Origin of the sequence: Caballeronia arvi (assembly GCF_001544695.2) — a bacterium.
In the GTDB taxonomy this organism is placed as follows: domain Bacteria; phylum Pseudomonadota; class Gammaproteobacteria; order Burkholderiales; family Burkholderiaceae; genus Caballeronia; species Caballeronia arvi.
In genome coordinates this window covers 17,161-36,543 of record NZ_FCOM02000022.1, presented here as the reverse complement: position 1 = coordinate 36,543, position 19,383 = coordinate 17,161, and the positions used below count along the sequence as shown (strand labels likewise).

The following is a 19,383-nucleotide window of genomic DNA, read 5'->3' as shown; positions in this document are numbered from 1 at the left end:
ACACATCTATGAACGCTCCTACTACCTCTGGCTTCCGTTGCGGCATGGTCGCGATCGTCGGCCGCCCGAACGTCGGCAAATCGACGCTGATGAACGCGCTCGTCGGCCAGAAGGTGAGCATCACGTCGCGCAAGGCGCAGACGACGCGCCACCGCATCACCGGCATCAACACGTTCGACGACGCGCAGTACATCTTCGTCGACACGCCCGGTTTTCAGACGCGCCACAGCGGCGCGCTCAACCGCTCGCTGAACCGCGCGGTGACGTCGACGCTGACATCCGTCGATGCGATTCTCTTCGTGATCGAAGCCGGCCGCTTCGGCCCCGACGATCAGAAAGTGCTCGACCTGATTCCGACCGGCACGCCCACGCTTTTGATCGCGAACAAGCTCGATCGCGTCGGCGACAAGGATTCGCTGTTTCCGTTCATGCAGCAGATGTCCGCACTGCGCGACTTCCGCGAGATCGTGCCGCTGTCGGCGAAGCATCCCGACGACATCAAGCGCCTGATGGCGGTCGTGAAGCCGTATCTGCCGGAAGGCGAGCCGATCTACGGCGAGGACGATCTGACCGACCGCAGCGAGCGCTTCCTCGCGGCCGAAATCCTGCGCGAGAAGGTGTTCCGCTGGACCGGCGACGAGTTGCCGTACACGAGCACGGTGCTCATCGACAAGTTCGAGACCGAAGGGCGCCTGCGCCGCGTGTTCGCGACCATCCTCGTCGATCGTGATATGCACAAGGCGATGATCATCGGCCAGAAGGGCGCGAAGCTGAAGCAGATCAGCACCGAGGCGCGGCTCGACATGGAGAAGCTCTTCGACGGTCCCGTGTATCTCGAAACCTTCGTCAAGGTGAAGAGCGGCTGGGCGGACAACGAAGCGGGCCTGCGCGCATACGGCTACGAGTAATGTATTGAGCGGACATGAGCGACGGCCCGAACGACGCCCGGATGATGCCTCCCGCCGACGATCGTCCTGACGACGATTTCGACGCGAGCGAGCGTCCCGTCGCGCGGGCCGCGAAGAAGCGCACGCGCGCGCCTTCTTCGTCATCATCGTCCGAGGGCGGGAGCGCGCCGCGCAAGCCGCGTTCCGATTTCCGCATCGCCGAGCAGCCGGGCTTCGTGCTGCACAGTTATCCGTATCGCGAGACGAGCCTCATCATCGATGTGTTCTCGCGCGACTACGGCCGCATCGCGCTCGTCGCGAAGGGCGCGAAGCGTCCGCATTCCGCGCTGCGCGGTGTCTTGCAGACGTTCCAGCCGCTCGGTCTTTCGTGGTCAGGCAAGGGCGAAGTCCGCACGCTGACGACGGCCGAATGGGTCGGCGGCATGCTGCCCCTGGCCGGCGACGCGCTGCTGTGCGGCTTCTACGTGAACGAGCTGCTGGTCAAGTTCTGCGCGCGCGACGATGCGCATCCCGCGCTCTTCAATCACTATGTCCTCACGCTCTCGCGCCTCGCGCACGACGAGCCCGCCGTGCAGGTGCTGCGTTCCTTCGAGCGCGTGCTGCTGCGCGAAACCGGCTACGCGATGAACCTCATGCGCACCGTCACGCGCCAGCCGGTCGTGCCCGAAGGCCGCTATGTCTTCGATCCCGACCGCGGCGTGCGCGACGCCTCCGACGATCTCCACACGCAATGGCCGGTGATGTCGGGGCAGACGCTCATCGATATGGAGCGCGACGACTACACGAATCCGCAGACCGCCGCGCAGAGCAAGACGCTGATGCGCTTCCTGCTGAATCATTACCTGGGCGGCACGCCGCTCGCCACCCGTCAGATATTGATCGACCTGCAAAAACTATGAGCTTCTTTCTCTCATCGCCTGCGAGCGTGATCGATCTGGGCGTGAATATCGATCACGTCGCCACGCTGCGCAATGCGCGCGGCACGTCGTACCCCGATCCGATTCGCGCGGCGCTCGCCGCCGAGGAAGCGGGCGCCGACGCCATCACGCTGCATCTGCGCGAAGATCGCCGTCATATCGTCGATGCCGATGTGCGCACGCTGCGGCCGCTCCTGAAAACGCGCATGAACCTCGAATGCGCGGTGACGCGCGAGATGCTCGACATCGCGTGCGAAATCAAACCGCACGATGTCTGTCTCGTGCCGGAAAAACGCGCCGAGCTGACGACCGAAGGCGGGCTGGACGTCGCCGGCCAGTTCGAAGCGGTGAAGGCCGCATGCGAACAGCTCGCCGATGCGGGTTCGCGCGTGTCGCTGTTCATCGATCCGGACGAGACGCAGATTCGCGCCGCACAGGAAGCGGGCGCGCCCGTCATCGAACTGCATACGGGCCGCTATGCCGAAGCGCACGATGAAGCGGAACAGCAGCGCGAGTTCGAGCGCGTCGCGGCGAGCGTCGATTTCGGCAATTCGCTCGGACTGAAGGTGAACGCGGGCCACGGCCTGCACTACACCAACGTGCAGGCGATTGCCGCGCTGCCGGGCATCGTCGAGCTGAACATCGGGCACGCGATCGTCGCGCATTCGATCTTCGCCGGCTGGGACAACGCCGTGCGTGAGATGAAGGCGATCATGGTCGCGTCGCGCCTCGCATCGGTCAACGCCCGGTAACCGCGCGTCATGGCCATCTACGGAATCGGCACGGACGTCGTGCAGGTGAGCCGCGTCGCGGCGGTGATGAAGCGCACCAATGGCCGTTTCGCCGAAAAGGTGCTCGGGCCCGACGAGCTGCGCATTTATCACGCACGCAACGCGCGCTCGGAAGTGCGCGGCATCGCGTTTCTCGCCACACGCTTTTCGGCCAAGGAAGCGTTCTCGAAGGCGATCGGCCTCGGCATGCGCTGGCCGATGACCTGGCGCGCGCTGCAAACGCTCAACGAGCCGAGCGGCAAGCCGATGATCGCCGCGTCGGGCGAGCTCGCGCAGTGGCTCGAAGCGCGCGGCATCACCGCGAAGGTGACGGTCAGCGATGAGCGCGATTACGCGGTGTCGTTCGTGATCGCGGAAACGCCGGACGGACAGTCCTGAATCAATCCAACCAAGACAAGAAGCCAATTGAATTCGATGAAACGCACTCCCGGCCCCGTCATGTACGACGTCGCCGGCACGACGCTGACCGACGCCGATATCGAGCGCCTCACCCATCCGATGACCGGCGGCATCATTCTCTTCGCGCGGCACTTCACTGATCGCGCGCAGCTCGTCGCGCTGACCGATGCAATCCGCGCGGTGCGCGATGACATCCTGATCGCCGTCGATCACGAAGGCGGCCGCGTGCAGCGCTTTCGAACCGACGGCTTCACCTCGCTGCCCGCGCCGGGCAAGCTCGGCGAACTGTGGGACCGCGACGTGCTCGCCGCGACCAGGGCCGCGACCGCGTTCGGCTACGTGCTCGCGGCGGAGTTGCGCGCATGCGGCATCGACATGAGTTTCACGCCGGTGCTGGACCTGAACTACGGGCAGTCGAAAGTGATCGGCGATCGAGCGCTGCATGGCGATCCGCGCGTCGTCACGATGCTCGCGAAGAGCCTGAATCACGGTCTCGCGCTCGCGGGCATGGCGAACTGCGGCAAGCACTTTCCGGGTCACGGTTTCGCCGAGGCCGATTCGCACGTCGCGCTGCCCACCGACGACCGTCCGCTCGAAGAAATCCTCGCCGCCGACGTCCGGCCGTACGACTGGCTCGGCATGTCGCTGGCGTCGGTGATTCCGGCTCACGTCATCTACACGCAAGTCGACGACAAACCTGCCGGCTTCTCGCGCATCTGGTTGCAGGACATTCTGCGCGGCAAGCTCGGCTTCACCGGCGCGATTTTCAGCGACGATCTCTCGATGGAAGCCGCGCGCGCCGGCGGCACGCTCACCGAAGCCGCGACGGCTGCGCTCACCGCGGGCTGCGACATGGTGCTGATCTGCAATCAGCCGGCGGAGGCGGGCAAGGTGCTCGAGCAGTTGCGCTATGCGCCTTCGAAGGCGTCGGAGCAGCGCATCCGCCAGATGCGTCCGCGCGGCAAGGCGCTGCGCTGGAGCAAGCTGCAGGCGCAGGCGGAGTATCAGGCGGCGCGCACGCTGATCACAGAAATGCTCGGTTGAACGAAAAACGCCACGGATTCCGTGGCTTTTTTTTTCGAGCCAGGCGGAATCAGGACGATTCCAGCTTCATCCGCTGCAGCTTGTTATAGAGCGTCTTCGGGCTGATGCCGAGCAGCGTCGCTGCACGATGACGCGTGCCGCCGACCGCTTCGAGCGTCGCGCGGATTAGCATGTCCTCGACGTCCGCGAGCGCGGTGCCGACCGTCACCTGCACGCTGCTGCCGTTCAGGCCGCGGCCACCGAGTCCGCCCGGCTCGTCGACGCGCAGCGTTTCGATCGTCTCGCCCGACGCGTGATAGGCGCGCCGCACGCGCTCGCGCATCTCGCGCACGTTGCCGGGCCATTCGTTGGCGATGCACTCGCGGATGAACGCCGGACTGACGCGCTTAGGCGATCCGCTCGTGATGCCGGCGATGTGATTCTCGCGATTCAGTTCGTCGACGAGCGTCTCGGCGATCAGCGCGATGTCGTCGTCGCGTTCGGAAAGCGGCGGCAGCATGATAGACGACGCCGACAGCCGCTGGAACAGATCCTCGCGCATCGCGCCGCTCGCGACGGCTTCGCGTATCGGCGTGCGGGACGCGGCGATCAGGCGGAAGTCGGTCATGATGCGGTTGCTGCCGCCGACGCGCATGAAGGTCTGCGAATCGAGCGCGCGCAGGAGCGCCTCCTGTTGCGCGGCGGGCAGCGAATCGATCTGATCGAGGAACAGCGTGCCGCCGCCCGCCTGTTCGAGCAGACCCGGCTCGCGATTCTCGGCGCCCGCGAACGCGTTGCGCTCATGGCCGAAGAGGACGCTTTCCATCGTGCGCTGCGAGCCGTCGCTGGCGGTGCGGTGCGCAGAGCAGTCGAAGGTCACGAACGGACCCTTGCGGCGGCGGCTCAACTGATGAATCGTGCGCGCCGCGATTTTTTTGCCCGTGCCCGGATTGCCGCAGATCAGCACGGCGGCCTCCGTCGGCGCCGTGTGCTCGATCAGATCGTAGACGTGTTGCATCGCTGCGCTGCGGCCGATCATGTCGCCGAAGTGGCCGAGCTCGCGCAGCGTCGAGCGCAGCGCCTGGACTTCTTCGGTGAGCTCGTACGGCCGCGGGATGCGCGCAAGCAGGCTGCGCAGCCGCGGAATGTTCACCGGTTTCAGCAGATAGTCCCAGATGCCGTGCCGCAGGCCTTCGATCGCGCTTTCGACCGTCGCGTTGCCGGTCATCACGATAACGGGCAGCGCGCCATCGGGCGGTTGCGACGGCAGGCTCGGCAGCAGATCGAGACCGCTGCCGTCGGGCAGATTCAGGTCGATCAGCACGACATCGGGGATGAAGCGAGTCAGCGCGGAGCGCGCCTCGGCGAGCGTCGTCGCGGTATCGACGGAAAAGCCGTCTGCCGTGAGGATCGCGGACAGGCCGGAGAGGCTATTGGGATCGTCTTCGACAATCAGTGCGTGTGGCATGGCGGACCAACGTATCAAAGTGGACTGTATTGCGCCGTCGCTCATTCAGGCTCGGGCGTCTCGTGAGCGGGATACGACGCTGGACGCCGCGTTCCGGCGTCTGGCGCCTCGTCGCGTTCCCCGCTGCGGTTTTTGTCCTGCGTCACTCCTCGTTCGTCATCTTTACCGCGCGTGCGTCATTGCGGCCTGAGATGCAGTTCGTTGCTCACCGACTGCACGCCCGGCACGCCTCGCGCCACGGCGAGCGCTTTCTGAATCTGCATCTCCGAATCCACATAGCCGGACAACTGCACGACGCCGCGATAAGTCGCAACGCTCATCGGCAGAGCTTTCAGTCCCGGATCGGCGACGAGCGCAGCTTTCACGCGAGCTGCGAGTGCGGCATCGTCGCTGGCGATCTCGCCGCCCGTGTTCGCCGATGCCGACGGCGTCGACTTGCACCCGACGAAAGCGAGCGCCGTCACGACGAGCGCCGCGGCACAGAGAAACCGGCTTCCGCCGAAAGGCATGTTTGGCATGTCGGTTCCGAAAACTTGATCTGCTTCAAGAGCAGAAATCGTGCCACTCAGTTAATTTTTCCGATAGGGACGATCCGCGCGGTCCGGACGCGAATCCATCGGTCGATTGGCACCGAAATCGAACGGCAGGGAAGCGGTAAAGTTTGCCTGAAATTGTCAAAAAATTCATGCAAAAGAAAAAGCGCCCGCGAAGGGGCGCTTTTCTGGGGGCCGGCGGCGGTCTGTGAGCCGCCTGGCTTACGACTGAGTCGCGTGCGGCTTACGCGCGGCTGCGATATTCGTTCGTGCGGGTGTCGATTTCGATCTTGTCGCCGATGTTGCAGAAGAGCGGCACTTGCAACTCGAACCCGGTGTTCAGCTTGGCGGTCTTCAGCACCTTGCCCGACGACGTGTCGCCCTTGACAGCCGGTTCCGTGTAGACGATTTCGCGAACCAGCGTGGTCGGCAGTTCGACCGAGATGGCTTTCTCGTTGTAGAACACGACTTCGCACGCCATGCCGTCTTCGAGGTAGTTGAGCGCGTCGCCCATCATTTCGGCTTCGACTTCGAACTGGTTGTAGTCGGCGTCCATGAAGACGTACATCGGGTCTGCGAAGTACGAGTACGAGACTTCCTTGCGGTCGAGCACGACGACGTCGAACTTGTCGTCCGCCTTGTACACGGTTTCCATGCCGGCGTTCGTCAGCAGGTTCTTGAACTTCATCTTGACGACCGCGGCGTTGCGGCCCGACTTGTTGTACTCGGCGCGCTGCACGACCATGGCATCGCTGCCGATCATGACGACGTTGCCGACGCGGAGTTCTTGTGCGGTCTTCATAAAACTGGGTCCTGTACGAATGGAATTGGCTGGAATGCCTGAAATGAATGGCTAACGAGGAATGCGCATTCTGGCCGTCCGGGCTGCACGCGCTCGTGCGCCCGATTCCTCGGATAACCGCTTATTTTAACTGAGTTTTTGCTTATTTGGCGAGTCGTATGGCCGGGCCGGACGAGGCGGCGCGCGTTTCATCCGGCCCTGCGCGCGGCGACGTGTGCGACGAGATTGCCCGCCAGATCGCCGATGCCGGCGAGTTCGTCGGCCCAGCGCGCGGCGCGTGCGTCGAGCGCCGGGCGATGCCGCCAGAAATCGGCCCAGTCCGGTACGCCCGTGCCGTTCCACGCGTGCCAGAAGCGCGAGACCGCATCCCGCGCGGACGGATCGAGCGTGCTCGTGTAGTGCGCGAGCGCGGCGTCGAGCTTCGGCAGATGGGCGTCGTCAGCTTGCGGGTAGATGTGCCAGATGAACGGTTTCCTCGCCCATTGCGCGCGCACGAAGGAATCTTCGCCGCGCACGAAATTGATGTCGGCGGCCCAGAGCAGTTCGTCGAAACGCGGCTGCTCGACGAAGCCGAGCGCGTGCGCTTCCAGCGCGCCCGCGCGTGCCGTTACGCCGGCGGTGAACTTCGGCACGTCGAAAAAGCGGGCGAGCGCGCCCGAAATGCGGCCCTCCGGAACGAGCAGGACGACGGGCGCGGCGCCGTCGCGCCATTGTGCGAGGAGCGCATCGACGGCGGGATTTTCATAGGCGAACAGCGACACGACCGTCGCGCCGGCGCCGGGCCGTTCGATACCCACGCGCTCCTTCCACCACGCCGCCGCATCGAAGCGCGCGCGCCGCGCATCGAGATCGCGTTCCTTCAGCACGCCGCCCGTGCCCTTGCCGAGTCCCGGAAAGAAGAAGCTCTTGTCGAGCGGATAACGCGGGTGCGGCGACGGCCGCATGTGGAAATCGGCGACCCAGTCCTCGCCGCTCAGATATTCGAGGTTGATCCACACGGGCTTCGGCGCGCGGCGCGCCATCGCGGCGATATCCGGACGAGGCGGCGCGCGTTTCATCCGGCCCTGCGCGCGGCGACGTGTGCGACGAGATTGCCCGCCAGATCGCCGATGCCGGCGAGTTCGTCGGCCCAGCGCGCGGCGCGTGCGTCGAGCGCCGGGCGATGCCGCCAGAAATCGGCCCAGTCCGGTACGCCCGTGCCGTTCCACGCGTGCCAGAAGCGCGAGACCGCATCCCGCGCGGACGGATCGAGCGTGCTCGTGTAGTGCGCGAGCGCGGCGTCGAGCTTCGGCAGATGGGCGTCGTCAGCTTGCGGGTAGATGTGCCAGATGAACGGTTTCCTCGCCCATTGCGCGCGCACGAAGGAATCTTCGCCGCGCACGAAATTGATGTCGGCGGCCCAGAGCAGTTCGTCGAAACGCGGCTGCTCGACGAAGCCGAGCGCGTGCGCTTCCAGCGCGCCCGCGCGTGCCGTTACGCCGGCGGTGAACTTCGGCACGTCGAAAAAGCGGGCGAGCGCGCCCGAAATGCGGCCCTCCGGAACGAGCAGGACGACGGGCGCGGCGCCGTCGCGCCATTGTGCGAGGAGCGCATCGACGGCGGGATTTTCATAGGCGAACAGCGACACGACCGTCGCGCCGGCGCCGGGCCGTTCGATACCCACGCGCTCCTTCCACCACGCCGCCGCATCGAAGCGCGCGCGCCGCGCATCGAGATCGCGTTCCTTCAGCACGCCGCCCGTGCCCTTGCCGAGTCCCGGAAAGAAGAAGCTCTTGTCGAGCGGATAACGCGGGTGCGGCGACGGCCGCATGTGGAAATCGGCGACCCAGTCCTCGCCGCTCAGATATTCGAGGTTGATCCACACGGGCTTCGGCGCGCGGCGCGCCATCGCGGCGATATACGCATGCGGCAGCTCGCACGCGAACGCTTCGATCACGACATCGGCGATGGCCAGCGTGTCGCCCGCGTGCGCCGGCTCGCGCCAGTGCTCGATGACGATGCCCTGCGCCTGCTGTCGGTCGAGCGTCGCGTCGACTTCCGGGCAGAGCGCATGAAACACGGTCAGATCGTCGACGAAAAGCCGCACGCGCCAGCCGTGTTCGATATGCAACTGCCGCGCGAGGCGCCAGCACACGCCGATGTCGCCGAAGTTGTCGACCACCGCGCAGAAGATGTCGCAGGCGATGTCACAGGCAAGTTCAGGGGCTTTCGTGGCGTCGGGAAGCGAAGTCATGGGACGAAGGCGCGCGGCGTAATGTTCTAAACTGGCGATTCTAGAATATTGCCCGCGGCGCGGCGCATGCTTGTCCGCCCGTGCCGTCCCCGCATCCTCGCGACTTCGCTGCATGACTGATTCCGCCGCACACGAACCCGCTTCCGATCCGCGTAAGACGGACAAGCCGTCCAATCCGGAAATCGCGGACTTCGATCCGAAAAAGACGCTCGCGCAACTGCCGCATCTGCCCGGCGTGTATCGCTATTACGACGGCGAGGGCAACGTGCTCTACGTCGGCAAGGCGCGCAATCTGAAGAAGCGCGTGTCGAGCTACTTCACGAAGACGCTGCACTCGCCGCGCATCGCGATGATGGTCACGCGCATCCGCAAGATCGAGACGACGGTGACGCGCTCGGAAGCCGAAGCGCTGCTGCTCGAAAACAATCTGATCAAGGCGCTCGCGCCGCGCTACAACATTCTCTTTCGCGACGACAAGTCGTATCCGCTGCTCAAGCTCACCGGCCACAAATTTCCGCGCATGGCCTATTACCGCGGCGCCGTCGACAAGAAGAACCAGTACTTCGGCCCGTTCCCGAGCGCGTGGGCGGTGCGCGAGAGCATCCAGATCCTGCAGCGCGTGTTCCAGTTGCGCACGTGCGAGGACTCGGTGTTCAGCAACCGCACGCGGCCGTGCCTGCTGCATCAGATCGGACGCTGCACCGCGCCGTGCACCGGCCTCATCAGTGAGGAAGATTACGCGCGCGATGTGTCGAACGCATCGCGCTTTCTGCTCGGGCGTCAGGGCGAAGTGATGAAGGAGCTCGAGCAGAAGATGCACGCGTTCGCCGCCGATCTGAAGTTCGAGCAGGCCGCGGCGGTGCGCAATCAGATGAGTTCGCTCGCGACCGTGCTGCATCAGCAGGCGATCGAAGTGGGCGGCGAGAGCGACGTCGATATCCTCGCGGTCGTCGCGCTCGGCGGCAAGATCTGCGTGAATCTCGCGATGGTGCGCGGCGGCCGGCATCTCGGCGACAAGGCGTATTTCCCGGCGCACGTCGAAAGCGCGATGACGCTCGGCGATGAAGACGAAGCAGGTCTCGAAGACGACGAAATCGTCGAAGCGGCGCCGGACACGCTCGTCGATGTACCCGCGCAGACCTTCGAAGACGAAGCCGACCTGGACGCGGTGGATTCCGCGGAGGCGTCAGACGAAAGCGAAGCCACGCTGCGCGAAGGCGCGCTCGAATCCGAAGTGCTCGAAGCGTTCATGGCGCAGCACTACATTGGCAATCGCGTTCCGCCCGTGCTCGTCGTGAGCCATGCGCCGGCGAGCCGCCAGCTCGTCGATCTGCTGATCGAGCAGGCGGGACACAGGGTGACGCTGCTGCGGCAGCCACAGGGGCAGAAGCGCGCATGGCTGTCGATGGCCGAAAACAACGCGAAGCTCGCGCTCGCGCGTCTTTTGTCGGAGCAAGGCTCGCAGCAGGCGCGCACGCGCTCGCTCGCGGACACGCTGAGCATGGAGATGGACGACCTCGCGAGCTTGCGCATCGAGTGCTTCGATATCAGTCATACGATGGGCGAGGCGACGCAGGCATCGTGCGTCGTGTATCACCATCACAAGATGCAGTCGGGCGAGTATCGGCGCTACAACATCGCCGGCATCACGCCCGGCGACGACTATGCCGCGATGCGCCAGGTGCTCACGCGCCGCTACGAAAAGATGGTCGCGCAGGCGGCCGCGAACGCAAATGACGAAGCCACGACCCTGCAACCCGACGATGCCGCCGATCCCAACGTCACGCCTGACGCCGCGACCGCCGTGGCCGCGGGCGGCACGCTGCCGAACATCGTCCTGATCGACGGCGGCAAGGGCCAGGTCGAGATCGCGCGGCAGGTGTTCTCCGAGCTCGGGCTGGATCACGGCATGCTGGTTGGCGTAGCGAAGGGAGAAGGGCGCAAGGTCGGACTCGAAACGCTCGTCTTCGCCGATGGCCGGCCCGCGCTCGAACTCGGCAAGGAAAGCGCGGCGCTGATGCTGGTCGCGCAGATCCGCGACGAGGCGCATCGCTTCGCCATCACCGGGATGCGCGCGAAGCGGGCGAAGGCGAGGCAGACGTCGCGGCTGGAGGAGCTGGAAGGCGTCGGCGCCAAGCGACGCCAGAAGCTTTTGTCGCGCTTTGGCGGATTGCGCGGCGTGCAGGCGGCGAGCGTCGAGGATCTGGCGAGCGTCGAAGGCATTTCGCTCGCGCTCGCGCAGCAGATTTATCGTCAGTTGCATTGAGCAGGAAAGGCGCGCCGCGCTCGCCCGCGCCTTGTGAGCGCGGGGTCGACGCGGCACAATGGCGGCTTCCTTACATGTCCCTCAACCGCTTTCGCCCATGCCGTTCAATCTACCGATCTTCCTGACGTGGCTGCGAATCGTGCTGATTCCGCTCGTCGTGGGCGTGTTCTATTTGCCGGACATGATGATGAGCCCGGAGCATCGCAACTTGCTCGGCATGCTCATCTTCGTGCTCGCCGCACTCACCGATTGGTTCGACGGCTTTCTCGCGCGCAAGCTCGATCAGACGTCCTCGTTCGGCGCGTTCCTCGACCCGGTCGCCGACAAGCTGATGGTCACAGCCGCGCTGCTCGTGCTCGTCCAGCTCGGACGTCTGAATGCGGTGATCGCGCTGATCATCGTCGGGCGGGAGATCACGATCTCGGCGCTGCGCGAATGGATGGCGCAGATCGGCGCATCGAAGAGCGTCGCGGTGAATCAGCTCGGCAAGTTCAAGACCGTATGCCAGATGGTCGCCATTCCGATGCTGCTGTTCTACGGGCCGCTCAGGATCGCCGGCACGCAATGGGTCCTCGACGCGCGCGTATGGGGCTTGTGGCTCATCTATGTCGCGGCGTTCCTCACCGTCTGGTCGATGCTCTACTACATGAAGCTCGCGTGGCCGCAGATCCGCGAGCGCGGCGGCATGCTGTGACGGGGCAGCGTGCGCGCGCGCAGAAATTGCGCATTCGGGAAATCGAAGCGCCAAATTCCTCTCACAAAACAGTTGACAGCCCTGTTTGCCTTCTACATAATCTCGTTTCTCTGATGCACGGCGCGACGCAGCAAGCGCAGTAGCAGAAGAGTTCAGCAGTAAATCTGCGGGAGTAGCTCAGTTGGTAGAGCGCAACCTTGCCAAGGTTGAGGTCGCGAGTTCGAGACTCGTCTCCCGCTCCAGATTTTGAAATTTTCGATGTAATCGGCGCCAATTGGCTCGGCGTAACGAAGCATCGGAAATCGGCAGTAGCAGCGTCGCAGGATAATGCGGGAGTAGCTCAGTTGGTAGAGCGCAACCTTGCCAAGGTTGAGGTCGCGAGTTCGAGACTCGTCTCCCGCTCCAGTCAAAGGGGAAGCCAAGCTTCCCTTTTTGTTTGGTGAGTTTGTCGTCGGAATGGCGGCATGCATCAGAACGCATAACGGCGCGGTAGCAAAGCGGTTATGCAGCGGCCTGCAAAGCCGTTTAGACCGGTTCGACTCCGGTCCGCGCCTCCAAGTAAAAAGCCCTGATTCGTCAGGGCTTTTTCTATTTGCACGCCGTTTTTGCCGGCGATTTCGTGTCATCTCACCGAGCGGCATAATCTCCGTACTTCTTGCACACGACTCCCATGACCGATCGACTCTCCCAACTCGAATGGCGCTGGAAGCGCTTCGACGACCTGACGACCGCCGAGGTCTACGACATGCTTGCCGCGCGCAGCGCCGTGTTCGTCGTCGAGCAGAATTGCGTGTATGGCGATATCGACGGGCTCGACGTCGATGCGTGGCATCTCTTCGCCTATGGCGAAGGCGATGACAAAGGCAAGAAGCGCCCGGCGCTCGCGGGCTATTTGCGCGTGTTGTTGCCCGGCTGTCCGGACGACAGCGAGAAGGACGTGCGCATCGGCCGCGTGCTGACGACCGTGAACTTTCGCGGCATGAAGCTCGGCAACGCGATGCTCGAGCGCGCCATCGAACGCATCCTCGAGCAATGGCCCGATCAGCCGATCAGCCTGCACGCGCAAGCGCACCTGCAGCGTTTCTACGGCGCGTTCGGCTTCGAGCCGTCGTCGGGCGTGCACGACGAGGACGGCATTCCGCACGTCTGGATGCGCCGTCCCGGCTTGCCTTCATGACGCGCTGACTTTTCGACTTCGCGCTCTTTTCGCAGACGCGAACGCGCCGACAGCCGCATCCAGTGACGCAGCGCGATCAACGCGCCGATCACGCTCATCATCGAGCCGGGAATCCACAGCAGAAGGCCGCCGATCTGCTGATCGCGCATCGGCGTGATCCAGGTGAACGCGCGGCCGCAGATCGAATAGATCGGATACAGCTCGTGCGGCGTGAAGAAGATGTACGCGCCGAGGATGATCTGCGGCGGAATCGCGGCGATCACCACGAGAACCCGCCGGCCGGGCGCGAGCCGCGCGGGCGGCGCCGGGCGCGGGTCGAGAATCAGCCACCAGAACAGCAGACCGTCGATGACCATGCTCCAGTTCATCACGCGATAGAGCCGGTAATCGAGCATCGCCTTGAAGTGGATCGGCGAAAGCAGCCAGAAATAGATCAGCCCGACGAACAGCGTGACCGCGATCACCGGGTTGAACACGAAATCGAAGAACCCGCGCGCGACGCGCGTTTGCGTGGCGCACCGCAGGCGCCGACGCCAGGCGAACGGAATGCCCGCGCGCAGCGCCGCGCCGGGATACGACAACGCGATCAAAAACGGCCCGAGATGATGCAGCACGAGATGCTGCAGGCGATGCATGAAGAACTCGTGCTCGAAGAAGTAATCGAGGCGCGTGTGCAGCGCGACGTACAGCGCCGTCAAACCGAACCAGAACGCGATGCGCCGCCCGACCGGCACCCGCGCATGCCGCGCGCCGCGCGCGAACAGAATTCCGGCGACGAGCACGGCGATCACGACCGTCGGCGACGGCTCCCACGGATCAAGCCAGTACAGAAGCGTGCTCATCGTCAGGCGTCCTTCGCGTGGATCACACGCTTCAGATCGCTCGCGATGGCTTCGATGGAATCGTGGTCGGTCGCGAGCAGGCGCGCGTGACCGGCAGCATCGAAGATATAGACGGCGGAGCTATGCGTGACTTCGTATGCGCCGTCCGGATCGCGCTTTTCCATCTGATACGCAACGCGATAACGCTGCGCAACCGATTCGATCGCGCGATCCGTGCCCGTCAGGCCGACGGCGTGTTTGTCGTCGAACGCGCGCACGTAGGCGTGCAGGAGCGCAGGCGTATCGCGCGCCGGATCGACGGAGATGAACACGATGCGCGTCTTGTCCGCGTCGGGCCCGACGCGCTGCAACACCTGCATGAGCCGCGCCATCGTTTCCGGGCAGACATCGGGGCAATGGGTGTAGCCGAAATAGACGAGCGTCGTGCGGCCCGCGAACGATTGTCCGGTGACATGAGTGCCGCCGTCGTCGACGAGGGAAAAGTCCAGATCCGGAAGATGGCCCGATACGTCGGTCAGGCGCCACGGCTCGGCCGGCTTCGAGCAGGCGGCGAGCGCGCACAGCGCAAAAACGGCGACCAAGCGTAGCGAGCGGCGGAGGAAATCGAGGAACGAAGCGTGCATCGGGGAGCGTGTTGCAGGATGATTCGATACGGGAACCGTCGCAAAATACACGCCTTTCGCCGCGCCGCCAGCGCATCATGTCGCTATCGGACTATTTTTGAGACGATTTGCCGCACAGTTCAAGCGCGCTGAAAGGGCGGATCGACAAGGTTGTAAGCTAAGACCTTTCCTAATCGAAAGCCTTCGCGCGGTAAGATGCGCTCGCATTGCGTCGTCCGAAACGGGCGCGCGCCACCTCACAGGCAAACCACAGGCTCAAGATCGATGCAAATTCTTCCCGATTCCCTGTCTCTTGCCGAGACCGCTTTTTTCTTCGATTTCGATGGCACGCTCGTCGAACTCGCTTCCACGCCCGATGGCATTTTCGTGCCGCGCTCAGTTCCGGACATTCTCGCGGCGCTGCGGCGCGCGACCAACGGCGCGGTGGCGGTCATATCGGGGCGCGGCATCGACAACATCGATTCGTTTCTGCAGATGGCGGATTTGCCCGTCGCGGGCATGCACGGCGCGGAACGGCGCGATTCCAACGGCGACGTGCAGCGCATCGGCTTCAACGACGAGCGGCTGCTGCGCATGGAGCACGCGCTCGAGAAGGTCGTCAGCGCGAATCCCGGCATGCTGCTCGAAATCAAGGGCGCGGCGCTCGCGCTGCACTACCGCAACGCGCCGGACCGCGAACCGGCCGCGCGCGCGGCGACCGAAAAGCTCGTCGCCGACTACGCCGATGCGTATGTGCTGCAGCCGGGCAAGATGGTCTACGAGATCAAGCCGAAGGACGTCGACAAGGGCCGCGCGGTGCGCGCCTACATGGCCGAGCCGCCGTTCACGGGGCGCAAGCCCGTGTTCATCGGCGACGATCTCACCGATGAGAAAGGCTTCGCCGTCGTCAATGAGTTCGATGGACTTTCGGTCAAAATCGGCGCCGGCGATACGGTCGCGCGGGCGCGCATCGAATCGGTCGAACTGCTGCTCGACTGGCTGCAAGTGATCGGGGGCACGGCGGGGAAGCACGCGTGAACCGCCTCATCATCGTTTCGAACCGCGTCGCGCCGATTTCCGAAGGCGGCCCCGCGGCGGGCGGTCTCGCGGTCGGCGTGTACGACGCGCTCAAGGAAACCGGTGGCATGTGGTTCGGCTGGAGCGGCGACGTGCTGAGCTCCGCGCCCGACGACATCAAGCTCGAAGAACACGGCCCGGTGACCTTCGCGACCATCGGGCTCGTGCGGCGCGATTACGACCAGTACTACCGCGGTTTCTCGAACGCGACGCTCTGGCCGGCGTTTCACTATCGTCCGGATCTGATCGAGTTCGATCGACACGAATACGACGGCTATTGCCGCGTGAATCGCTGGCTCGCCGCGCAGCTCGCACCGCTGCTCAAGCCCGACGACGTGATCTGGGTGCACGACTATCACCTGATTCCGTTCGCGCAGGCGCTGCGTGCGCTGGGCGTGAAGAATCGCATCGGATTCTTTCTGCACATTCCGTTTCCCGCGTCGCAGATTCTGCTCGCCGTGCCGCGCCATCGCGAGCTGGTGGAGGCGCTCTGCGCGTTCGATCTGCTCGGCTTTCAGACGGAGCCGGATCTGCGCGCGTTTTGCGAGTACGTCGAGACGGAGGCGGGCGGCGCGTTGCGGCGCGACGGCGCGAAGCCGGTCGAAGTGCGTGCGTTCGGCCGGACGCTCTGCGCCGCGGCGTATCCGATCGGCGTCTATCCCGATGAAATCGCCGCACTCGCGAAGCACGGCGAAAGCGGGCGCGACGTCGAGATCGTCAAGTCGACGCTGCATCATCGCAAGCTGGTGATGAGTGTCGACCGGCTGGATTATTCGAAAGGTCTCGTCGAGCGGTTCCGCGCGTTCGAGCGGCTGATCGAGCACGACTCGCATCAACGCAACAACGTTTCGTTCCTGCAGATCGCGCCGCCGACCCGCACGGATGTCGACGCTTACCGCGATATCCGTCTGCAACTCGAAGCGGAATCGGGCCGCATCAACGGCCGGTACGCCGAGCTCGACTGGACGCCGATTCGCTATATCCATCGGCAGTACGAGCGGCCGGTGCTCGCGGCGCTGTTTCGCGAGGCGCACGTGGGCCTCGTCACGCCATTGCGCGACGGCATGAATCTCGTCGCGAAGGAATATGTGTCGGCGCAGGATCCGGACGATCCCGGCGTGCTGGTGCTGTCGCAGTTCGCGGGCGCCGCGCGCGAACTGACGGCGGCGCTGATCGTGAATCCGCTCGACGTCGACGGCATGGCCGATGCGCTCGCCGCCGCGCTCCAGATGCCCCTGAACGAGCGAAAAGCGCGCTACGACGAAATGATGGCGCAACTGCGTGAGAACAATGTCTCGGTCTGGCGCGACAACTTCATGCGGGATCTGAAGGCGTAAAAAAAGCCGCTGTCCAGAAAGGAACAGCGGCTTTTCTTCTTCGGAGCCGGATCAAGCAGGCTGCTTGTGCGGCGTCGCGACGATCGACGGCACCTTGCCGTGCTGCTTCGAGAGCAACTCGCGGTAGAGCCCCGGACGGTCGCGCAATTCCTGCGGCGAGCCGTCGTCGATGACCTTGCCCGCGCTCATCACGATGATGCGGTCGAAGTTTTGCAGCGTCGACAGCCGGTGCGCGATCGCGATCACCGTGCGGCCGACCATCAGCCGGTCGAGCGCCTGCTGGATCGCTTCCTCCGATGCGCTGTCGAGCGCGGACGTCGCTTCGTCGAGCAGCAGAATCGGCGCGTTCTTGAGGATCGCGCGCGCGATCGCGATGCGCTGGCGCTGGCCGCCCGACAATTTCACGCCGCGGTCGCCGACGATCGTGTCGAAGCCTTCGGGCATCGCCTCGATGAAGTCCGTGCAGCGCGCCTCGCGTGCGGCGGCGAGCACTTCCTCGCGGCTTGCTTCCGGACGCCCGTACGCGATGTTTTCGAACACGGTCCGATGGAACAGCGAAATATCCTGCGGCACGAGCGCGATCGCATGGCGCAGGCTGTCCTGCGTGATCGCGCCGATATCCTGACCATCGATCCTGATGCTGCCTTTCTGCGTCTCGTAGAAGCGTTGCAGCAGCGCGAGCACGGTCGACTTGCCCGCGCCCGACTTGCCGATCAGGCCGACGCGCTGGCCCGGTTCGATATGCAGATGGAAGTTGTCGAGAATCGGGCGGCGGCGCGGATACGCGAACGTGACGCCTTCGAAATCGACGCGCCCGCCTTGCGGCACGAGCTCAGTCGCGTCCGAGCGGTCCGGCATGCCGTGCGGCTCGAGCAGCGTCTGCACGGCTTCGGCGAGACGCGCGACGTGCTGCGTCACATCGACGAGCGCAACGGCGAGATCGCGCGTGCCGTGCAGGATCGTGAAGCCAAGCGAGCTGACGAGGACGATGTCGCCAGACGTCGCGCGGCCTTGCGACCACAGCCACAGCGCCCAGCCGAGCAGGCCGGCGGAGAGAATCGCCGTCACGACCGCGTGAAAGAGACGCAGCTTTTCGAGATAGAGCAGACTTTGCTGGCGCGCGACCATTTCGGCTTTCACGGTCGAGCCGAAGCGCTTTTGCTCGCGGAAGGTCATGCCGAACGCGCGCACGAGCGACATATTGCCGATCACGTCGACGAGTTCACCATCCACCGACGCCGCCTTCGAAGCGAAACTGTGATGCCGCGCCGAGCCGCGCTTCGCGAGCCGGTAGAGGATCAGCGCGAGAACCAGCGACGAGAACATCAAACCGGCCGCCATCAGCGGATTCACGGTAACGATCATCACGATCGCGCCCAGCACCGCGATGCACGGCGGCAGGACGTTCCACGCCATCACGTTTTCGGACGTATAGATCGCGTTCGATGTCGCCGTGATCCGGCTCGCAAGCATGCCCGGCTGCTTTTCGGAGAAATACGTCGGCGAGTGGCCGGACAAGTAGGAAAAGAGATCCTTGCGCAAGTCGCCGGTGACGATCACGAACACGTGCGCGCCGACCCAGCCGCCGACCCGCCACAGCAGGTTATCGGCGGCGATCAGGCCGACCAGGATCATGAACGCGCCCCAAAGTGGGCCGGGATGCCCGCGGCCTTGTCCGAGCACGTCGATCAGATGTTTGATCGCATATTGGGAGGCGAGGGCGCAGCCGACTGCCGCGAACACGCTGAAGAGCACGATGGCATGCGCCACCGGGTGCCGGCGGATGTAACGCAACAGGAACGCGAGCGGTCGGTGCGCGTAGCTCGAAAGCTTCGCGTTGTGCGCGTTACGCTGGGAGACGGTGAGTTGGTCCAATGGTCTTTTTTGGTCGTAGAGCGGTTGAGCGTATGTTGCGCCTTCGGGCACTGCCATGCGCGGTGCAATCTGCGGCAACCGGCATGCGATGCGTCGCCCGATCCGGCGCGACTGACGTCAAGCGAGGCGACGCTGCGCCGTCTCCATCCCGAATTGTAGCCAGTATCGGGCAGGGGCAACGCGTCTTCGGGCATATGACGCTCGGCGCATGTGGCCCTCCGAACATCGTCCGCGCTAAATATGGGCTGCGGCCCGGCGCCGCCGGGCGCGCGGCTCACGGTACGGGCGCGCATTGTAAGCACACTGCGCAACTTTTGCGATGCAGTGCTCGCCGGGCTGACGGTTCGACCAGACGCAAGGTTTCAAAAAAGCATGTCCCGCGCCAGACATCGGCGGCAAGTGCTGCCGCGCCGCAAATGCGCCAGTCAGCCACCGCAAA

At 64.5% G+C, this 19,383-nt stretch carries 17 protein-coding genes, 3 tRNA genes and 1 pseudogene; 13 read left to right on the top strand and 8 right to left on the bottom strand.

The window, feature by feature from the left end; translation table 11 throughout:
- Window positions 1–8 precede the first annotated feature (8 nt).
- The 5 genes from era to nagZ are packed head-to-tail and all read left to right on the top strand — an operon-like array spanning window position 9 to window position 4,059.
- The gene (era, locus tag AWB74_RS22880) at window positions 9–908 is read left to right on the top strand and encodes a GTPase Era (protein WP_061123994.1); all 900 of its coding nucleotides are present in this window, start codon (window positions 9–11) and stop codon (window positions 906–908) included.
- Between the two features lie 14 nt (window positions 909–922).
- Complete coding sequence (gene recO / locus AWB74_RS22875; RefSeq protein ID WP_061149003.1) at window positions 923–1,807, top strand: DNA repair protein RecO; 885 nt, start codon at window positions 923–925, stop codon at window positions 1,805–1,807.
- The gene (gene pdxJ, locus AWB74_RS22870; protein ID WP_061149002.1) at window positions 1,804–2,577 is read left to right on the top strand and encodes a pyridoxine 5'-phosphate synthase; all 774 of its coding nucleotides are present in this window, start codon (window positions 1,804–1,806) and stop codon (window positions 2,575–2,577) included. Before recO ends, pdxJ begins: the two co-directional genes overlap by 4 nt.
- Window positions 2,578–2,586: 9 nt before the next feature.
- Window positions 2,587–2,994 (top strand): holo-ACP synthase, encoded by a 408-nt coding sequence (gene acpS / locus AWB74_RS22865; protein WP_061149001.1) that lies wholly within the window; start codon window positions 2,587–2,589, stop codon window positions 2,992–2,994.
- 36 nt (window positions 2,995–3,030) lie between these two features.
- On the top strand, window positions 3,031–4,059 hold the full coding sequence (nagZ, locus tag AWB74_RS22860; RefSeq protein WP_061149000.1) for a beta-N-acetylhexosaminidase: 1,029 nt from the start codon (window positions 3,031–3,033) through the stop codon (window positions 4,057–4,059).
- 49 nt (window positions 4,060–4,108) lie between these two features.
- Here nagZ and AWB74_RS22855 read toward each other — a convergent pair whose 3' ends face one another.
- The 5 genes and pseudogenes from AWB74_RS22855 to earP all read right to left on the bottom strand — a co-directional run bounded on the left by AWB74_RS22855 (window position 4,109) and on the right by earP (window position 9,074).
- Window positions 4,109–5,506 (bottom strand): sigma-54-dependent transcriptional regulator, encoded by a 1,398-nt coding sequence (locus AWB74_RS22855; protein ID WP_061148999.1) that lies wholly within the window; start codon window positions 5,504–5,506, stop codon window positions 4,109–4,111.
- A 176-nt stretch (window positions 5,507–5,682) separates the two neighbouring features.
- Entirely contained in the window at window positions 5,683–6,024 is a 342-nt protein-coding gene (locus tag AWB74_RS22850; RefSeq protein WP_061148998.1) for a BON domain-containing protein, read from the bottom strand.
- A 259-nt stretch (window positions 6,025–6,283) separates the two neighbouring features.
- Window positions 6,284–6,841 carry an elongation factor P gene (gene efp, locus AWB74_RS22845; protein WP_061123987.1) on the bottom strand — a complete coding sequence of 186 codons (558 nt, stop codon included), beginning with the start codon at window positions 6,839–6,841 and terminating at the stop codon, window positions 6,284–6,286.
- 188 nt (window positions 6,842–7,029) lie between these two features.
- Window positions 7,030–7,884 (bottom strand): annotated as a pseudogene (locus tag AWB74_RS22840) (elongation factor P maturation arginine rhamnosyltransferase EarP); the annotation flags it as partial.
- An 11-nt stretch (window positions 7,885–7,895) separates the two neighbouring features.
- Window positions 7,896–9,074, bottom strand: a complete 1,179-nt coding sequence (gene earP, locus AWB74_RS22835) for an elongation factor P maturation arginine rhamnosyltransferase EarP (protein ID WP_061148997.1) — start codon at window positions 9,072–9,074, stop codon at window positions 7,896–7,898.
- Between the two features lie 112 nt (window positions 9,075–9,186).
- Between earP and uvrC the strand changes: the two genes are divergently transcribed.
- The 6 genes from uvrC (at window position 9,187) to AWB74_RS22805 (ending at window position 13,211) form a co-directional block, all read left to right on the top strand.
- On the top strand, window positions 9,187–11,340 hold the full coding sequence (gene uvrC, locus AWB74_RS22830) for an excinuclease ABC subunit UvrC (RefSeq protein WP_061148996.1): 2,154 nt from the start codon (window positions 9,187–9,189) through the stop codon (window positions 11,338–11,340).
- A 97-nt stretch (window positions 11,341–11,437) separates the two neighbouring features.
- Window positions 11,438–12,034: a CDP-diacylglycerol--glycerol-3-phosphate 3-phosphatidyltransferase gene (gene pgsA / locus AWB74_RS22825; protein ID WP_061123984.1), complete on the top strand. Its 597-nt coding sequence runs from the start codon at window positions 11,438–11,440 to the stop codon at window positions 12,032–12,034.
- A gap of 166 nt (window positions 12,035–12,200) precedes the next feature.
- Window positions 12,201–12,276, top strand: a tRNA-Gly gene (locus AWB74_RS22820).
- An 87-nt stretch (window positions 12,277–12,363) separates the two neighbouring features.
- Window positions 12,364–12,439: transfer RNA gene (locus tag AWB74_RS22815), tRNA-Gly, on the top strand.
- Between the two features lie 78 nt (window positions 12,440–12,517).
- Window positions 12,518–12,591: transfer RNA gene (locus tag AWB74_RS22810), tRNA-Cys, on the top strand.
- A gap of 113 nt (window positions 12,592–12,704) precedes the next feature.
- Window positions 12,705–13,211: a GNAT family N-acetyltransferase gene (locus AWB74_RS22805; protein ID WP_061148995.1), complete on the top strand. Its 507-nt coding sequence runs from the start codon at window positions 12,705–12,707 to the stop codon at window positions 13,209–13,211.
- Here the strand turns inward: AWB74_RS22805 and AWB74_RS22800 are convergent.
- Window positions 13,118–14,053 (bottom strand): cytochrome c oxidase assembly protein, encoded by a 936-nt coding sequence (locus AWB74_RS22800; RefSeq protein ID WP_061148994.1) that lies wholly within the window; start codon window positions 14,051–14,053, stop codon window positions 13,118–13,120. The genes AWB74_RS22805 and AWB74_RS22800 overlap by 94 nt on opposite strands.
- Before the next feature lie 2 nt (window positions 14,054–14,055).
- Window positions 14,056–14,676 carry an SCO family protein gene (locus AWB74_RS22795; RefSeq protein ID WP_061148993.1) on the bottom strand — a complete coding sequence of 207 codons (621 nt, stop codon included), beginning with the start codon at window positions 14,674–14,676 and terminating at the stop codon, window positions 14,056–14,058.
- 264 nt (window positions 14,677–14,940) lie between these two features.
- On the opposite strand from AWB74_RS22795, the gene otsB reads away from it, so the two are divergent.
- Window positions 14,941–15,693, top strand: a complete 753-nt coding sequence (gene otsB, locus AWB74_RS22790; RefSeq protein ID WP_061148992.1) for a trehalose-phosphatase — start codon at window positions 14,941–14,943, stop codon at window positions 15,691–15,693.
- A complete protein-coding gene (otsA, locus tag AWB74_RS22785) occupies window positions 15,690–17,069 on the top strand; it encodes an alpha,alpha-trehalose-phosphate synthase (UDP-forming) (RefSeq protein WP_061148991.1) in 1,380 nt (459 codons plus the stop codon). Before otsB ends, otsA begins: the two co-directional genes overlap by 4 nt.
- A gap of 51 nt (window positions 17,070–17,120) precedes the next feature.
- Here otsA and AWB74_RS22780 read toward each other — a convergent pair whose 3' ends face one another.
- Window positions 17,121–19,001 carry an ABC transporter ATP-binding protein gene (locus AWB74_RS22780; protein WP_235024656.1) on the bottom strand — a complete coding sequence of 627 codons (1,881 nt, stop codon included), beginning with the start codon at window positions 18,999–19,001 and terminating at the stop codon, window positions 17,121–17,123.
- Window positions 19,002–19,383: the final 382 nt, after the last annotated feature.

What these genes read in the sequence shown, in the direction of transcription:
- AWB74_RS22780 (WP_235024656.1), bottom strand. Translation starts at nt 19,001, where the DNA reads ATGGCAGTGCCCGAAGGCGCAACATACGCTCAACCGCTCTACGACCAA.
- earP (WP_061148997.1), bottom strand. Translation starts at nt 9,074, where the DNA reads ATGACTTCGCTTCCCGACGCCACGAAAGCCCCTGAACTTGCCTGTGAC.
- recO (WP_061149003.1), top strand. Translation starts at nt 923, where the DNA reads ATGAGCGACGGCCCGAACGACGCCCGGATGATGCCTCCCGCCGACGAT.
- AWB74_RS22795 (WP_061148993.1), bottom strand. Translation starts at nt 14,676, where the DNA reads ATGCACGCTTCGTTCCTCGATTTCCTCCGCCGCTCGCTACGCTTGGTC.
- era (WP_061123994.1), top strand. Translation starts at nt 9, where the DNA reads ATGAACGCTCCTACTACCTCTGGCTTCCGTTGCGGCATGGTCGCGATC.
- pdxJ (WP_061149002.1), top strand. Translation starts at nt 1,804, where the DNA reads ATGAGCTTCTTTCTCTCATCGCCTGCGAGCGTGATCGATCTGGGCGTG.
- AWB74_RS22850 (WP_061148998.1), bottom strand. Translation starts at nt 6,024, where the DNA reads ATGCCAAACATGCCTTTCGGCGGAAGCCGGTTTCTCTGTGCCGCGGCG.
- acpS (WP_061149001.1), top strand. Translation starts at nt 2,587, where the DNA reads ATGGCCATCTACGGAATCGGCACGGACGTCGTGCAGGTGAGCCGCGTC.
- efp (WP_061123987.1), bottom strand. Translation starts at nt 6,841, where the DNA reads ATGAAGACCGCACAAGAACTCCGCGTCGGCAACGTCGTCATGATCGGC.
- nagZ (WP_061149000.1), top strand. Translation starts at nt 3,031, where the DNA reads ATGAAACGCACTCCCGGCCCCGTCATGTACGACGTCGCCGGCACGACG.
- AWB74_RS22800 (WP_061148994.1), bottom strand. Translation starts at nt 14,053, where the DNA reads ATGAGCACGCTTCTGTACTGGCTTGATCCGTGGGAGCCGTCGCCGACG.
- pgsA (WP_061123984.1), top strand. Translation starts at nt 11,438, where the DNA reads ATGCCGTTCAATCTACCGATCTTCCTGACGTGGCTGCGAATCGTGCTG.
- otsB (WP_061148992.1), top strand. Translation starts at nt 14,941, where the DNA reads ATGCAAATTCTTCCCGATTCCCTGTCTCTTGCCGAGACCGCTTTTTTC.
- AWB74_RS22805 (WP_061148995.1), top strand. Translation starts at nt 12,705, where the DNA reads ATGACCGATCGACTCTCCCAACTCGAATGGCGCTGGAAGCGCTTCGAC.
- AWB74_RS22855 (WP_061148999.1), bottom strand. Translation starts at nt 5,506, where the DNA reads ATGCCACACGCACTGATTGTCGAAGACGATCCCAATAGCCTCTCCGGC.
- uvrC (WP_061148996.1), top strand. Translation starts at nt 9,187, where the DNA reads ATGACTGATTCCGCCGCACACGAACCCGCTTCCGATCCGCGTAAGACG.